At 75.8% G+C, this 4,042-nt stretch carries 3 protein-coding genes; all 3 read left to right on the top strand.

All coding sequences use genetic code 11. The features are described from left to right. Positions 1–2,282 (top strand): acyltransferase domain-containing protein (locus GTY56_RS03995; RefSeq protein ID WP_161362519.1); only part of this gene is annotated, 2,282 nt, incomplete at its 5' end. Between the two features lie 21 nt (positions 2,283–2,303). Then, positions 2,304–3,254, top strand: coding sequence for an alpha/beta hydrolase (locus tag GTY56_RS03990; RefSeq protein ID WP_161362517.1), 951 nt, complete (start codon positions 2,304–2,306; stop codon positions 3,252–3,254). A 122-nt stretch (positions 3,255–3,376) separates the two neighbouring features. Then, positions 3,377–4,042 (top strand): PucR-like N-terminal domain-containing protein (locus GTY56_RS03985; RefSeq protein ID WP_524540075.1); only part of this gene is annotated, 666 nt, incomplete at its 3' end.

Here is a 4,042-nt window from a genome sequence, read left to right as displayed (position 1 = left end):
CCGCCGACGTGGCCCGGACCCTGGCCGGGCGCACCGGCCGGGGCCCCGTGCGCGCCGCGGTGGTCGCCCGGGACCGGACCGAACTGGTCGCAGCGCTCACTGAGTTGGCGGCCGGGCGACCGGACCCCCGGGTGACGACGGGTGAGCGCGACCGGGTGGGGCGCGGCGCGGTGTGGGTGTTCTCCGGGTACGGCAGCCAGTGGCCCGGCATGGGCCGCCGGCTGCTGGCCGAGGAACCCGCGTTCGCCGCCGCCGTAGAGAAGCTCGACCCGCAGCTCGCCCCGGAGTGCGGCCTGTCCCTGTACGACCATCTGGCCTCGGGCGAGGGCCTCGACCGGCTGGAGGTCACCCAGCCGGTCCTGTTCGGGCTTCAGCTGGCGCTCGCCGAGCTGTGGCGCTCCTGCGGTGCCGAGCCCGCCGCCGTGATCGGCCACTCCATGGGCGAGGTGGCGGCGGCCGTGTGCGCGGGGGCGCTGGATGTGACGGACGGGGCACGTGTCATCGCCGTACGGGCCCGGCTGTTGAGCGGGCTGCGCGGCGGCGCGATGGCCGTGGTGGACCTGGACGACACCGAACTCGACGCGCTGGCGCGGGACTTCCCGGAGGTGCATGTCGCCGTGCACTCCTCTCCCCGGCAGAAGGTCGTCACCGGTGAGGAGGCGGCGGTGGCCGGTCTCGTGCGCCGGCTGGAGGAGCAGGGCCGGGCGGCGCGGGCCATGCGGGTGGTCGGCGCCGGGCACTCGCCGCAGGTGGACGGGCTGCTGCCGGAACTGCTGGACGCGCTGTCCGGCATCCGGGCACGTCCACCCCGGGTTCCGGTCTACTCCACGGTCCTCGACGACCCGCGCGGGGACTGCGTCTTCGACGCCGCGCACTGGGCGGCCAGCCTGCGGCGGCCCGTACGGCTGGACCGGGCGCTCGCGTCGGCCGCGGCCGACGGCCGCACGGCCTTCGTCGAGATCTCTCCCCACCCAGTGCTGGCCGGGGCCGTCGCCGACACCGTGCCCGGCGCCCTCACCCTGGCCACGCTGCGCCGCGACGCCGACGGATCGGAGGCGTTCGCCGGGCAGCTGGGCGCCCTGTACGCGGCGGGGCAACGGCTTCCCGTGCCGCCGGGGCGGGTCATCGACCTGCCGCTGCCACGGTGGCGGCACGTCCGGCACTGGTGGACGGACGGCCGGGCGGCTCACACCGCGCCACCGCCGGAAGAACCTCCTGCCGTGGTGCCGGAACCCACCTCGGTGCTGGCACGCCTGACCCACCACACCGCGTCCGTCACCGGCCACTCCCCCGCCCGTATCACCCCGGACACCGCCTGGGCCGACCTCGGGCTGGACTCGCTGATGGCCGTCCGCGTCCGCACGGCGGTGGAGCGTGAGTTCGGCGTCGACCTGCCCCTGCGCGAGCTGTTCGCCGCCGTCACCGTCGAGGACGCCGCCGCCCGCATCGCGCGTGCCCTCCCCCGCGACGACACCCCCGTGCGGCCTCTGCGCGGCACCGGCTCGCGGCCGCCGCTGTTCCTCGTGCACGCCGCCGGCGGCCCGGTCGGCGTGTACCGGACGCTCACCGAACGCCTCGGCGACGACCAGCCGGTGTACGGGCTGGAGCGGATCGAGGAGGCCAGGACCGTGCCCGAGAAGGCACGGCGCTACGCCGACGCGGTCAACGCCGTCCACCCGGACGGCCCCTGCCTGCTGGGCGGTTGGTCCTTCGGCGGCTTCGTCGCGCAGGAGACCGCGCGGCAGCTGACCGCCGCCGGGCGGGAGGTGCGGCTGGTCGTGCTCATCGACTCCGTACGGCCCCTCCCCCGGCCGGGGGTGTCCCGCGCGGACCGGATCCGGGCGCACTTCGAGGGTTTCGCCCGCCACGTCGGCGACGCCTACGGCGTGCGTCTGGAGCTGCCGTACGACGACCTCGTGGCCGAGGGCGACGACGCGGCCCGTATCGACGCCGTGCTGCGGGCCCTGCGCGAGGCCGCCGACGTGCCGCCCGCGGCCCTGGAGCACCAGCGGGCCTCCTACCTGGACATGGGCATCGGCGAGTCGCACCGGCCCGGGGGCTACGACGGGCCGGTCCTCCTCTACCGGGCCACCGAGCCCGCGCCGCACACCGTGCGCGACCCGGCGTACGAGCGGGACGACCCGGCACTGGGCTGGGACGAGGTGTGCCCGCGCCTGGAGGTGGTGCCGGTGTCCGGTCACCATCTGTCGCTGCTGGATCCGCCGCACGTCGACGAGATCGCCACCCACCTGAGCCGGACGCTCGCCGAGCCGTCCCCCTGACATGGAACCCGAGGAGCCGTCATGCCCGACCTGCCGCAGAAGCCCGCCTCCGGAGTGTCCCGGCGTACCGTCGCCAGAGCCACGGCCGCCGCCGGGCTCGCCGCCCTGTTCGGGGCCTCGGCCACGGCGCCTGCCCGGGCGGCCACCCGTCTCGGCCCCCGCACCCGGGACGTGTCCGTGCCGTCCGCCGCGCTCGGCCGCAGCGCGCCGGTCCGGCTGATCCTGCCGTCGGACTTCGAAGCGCGCCCGGAGAAGAAGTACCCCGTGCTGTACCTGCTGCACGGCGCCCACGACGACTACACCTCCTGGACCCGCGAGACGGACATCGAGGCGTTCACCGCCGGCCGCGACCTGATCGTGGCGATGCCGGACGCGGGCCCCACCGGCATCCCGAGCGTCTGGCGCGGCGGCCCCGACTACGAGACGTTCCAGGTGAAGGAGGTGCCGGCGCTGCTCGCCCGGGAGTACCGGGCCTCCGGCGTACGGGCGGTCGCCGGTGTCTCCACCGGCGGCTACGGGGCGATGGCGCACGCGGCCCGTCACCCCGGGGCGTTCGCCGCGGCCGCCTCCTTCAGCGGCATCCTCGACACCACGGCCCCCGGTGTTCCCGCCATCATGGACGCGATCGTGGCCCGCGAGAACCTGCCGGTGGCGTCCCTGTGGGGCAATCCGGTGTTCAACCTCCTTACCTGGCGGGACTTCAATCCGCGTGCCCGCGCCACGGGGCTGCGCGGCACCGCCCTGTACGTGTCGCAGGGCAGCGGAGTGGGGGGCGGCGGCGATCCGCTGCCCGGGATCCTGGAGAGCGCCCTGTGGCCCTCGGCCCAGGGCTTCGCCCGCACGCTGGCCAGGTTGGGGATCCCGGCCACCACCCACTTCTACGGGGGCGGCGGGCACGACTGGGCGCACTGGAAGCCGGAGTTCACAGCATCGTGGCCTGTCCTCGCCCGTGCGCTGGGGGTGCCGGAGTGACGGGGGTGCCGTCGGGGCACGGAACGGAACGGAGGGGGCGTCCGTCCTACACGGGACTCCCCACTCGCCCCACGGGCGACAACCCGCGGGTGAGCCGCTTCCGGTCGAAAGGAGTGTCCGTGATGGCTGTGCCCACCCCGCACGGCGTGCCGGACCGCCCCGCCGCGCCGCAGTTCCCCCCTGAGCTGGCGAAGGTGCTGCGCGCCGACCTGGCGGCCGTCGCCGACCAGGTGGAGGAGGAGGTGCGCCGCCAGGTCCCCGAGTACGCCCGGCCCGCCGACGGCGTGTACCTCCAGAACCTGCGGTCCGGGGTGGTGCAGGCGCTGACCCTGTTCGTCGACCACATCGCCGATCCGCGCGACGACGGGAGCGCGATCGCGGCGACGTACTACGAACTCGGGCGGGGTGAGGCCCTGGAGGGACGCAGCCTGGACGCCCTCCAGTCCGCGCTGCGAGTCGGCGGGATGTGTGCCTGGCGGCAGATGGGCCGCACGGCGGAGGAACTCGGTCTGGACTCCACGCTCGTGGCTGCGCTGGGGGAGCTGGCGTTCCGGACCGTGCACGAGGTCGCCCAGGCGGCCGCGTCGGGGTACGCGGAGGCCCAGCTGCGCAGTTCCGACGAGCTGGAGCGGCGCCGCAGGCGGCTGCTCGACCTGCTGCTGGAGGACGGGCCGGTGGCGCTGGAGGCCGTGCAGGACCTGGCGCACAGTGCGCGCTGGCCGGTGCCGCGGACGGTCGCCGTCGTGGCGCTCGCGGCGGCGCCGGACCGGCGGGAGGAGGACCGGCCG

The organism is Streptomyces sp. SID5643, from assembly GCF_009872555.1.
Classification (GTDB): domain Bacteria; phylum Actinomycetota; class Actinomycetes; order Streptomycetales; family Streptomycetaceae; genus Streptomyces; species Streptomyces iakyrus.
This window is presented reverse-complemented; position numbering and strand designations above follow the sequence as displayed.

What these genes read in the sequence shown, in the direction of transcription:
- GTY56_RS03990 (WP_161362517.1), top strand. Translation starts at nt 2,304, where the DNA reads ATGCCCGACCTGCCGCAGAAGCCCGCCTCCGGAGTGTCCCGGCGTACC.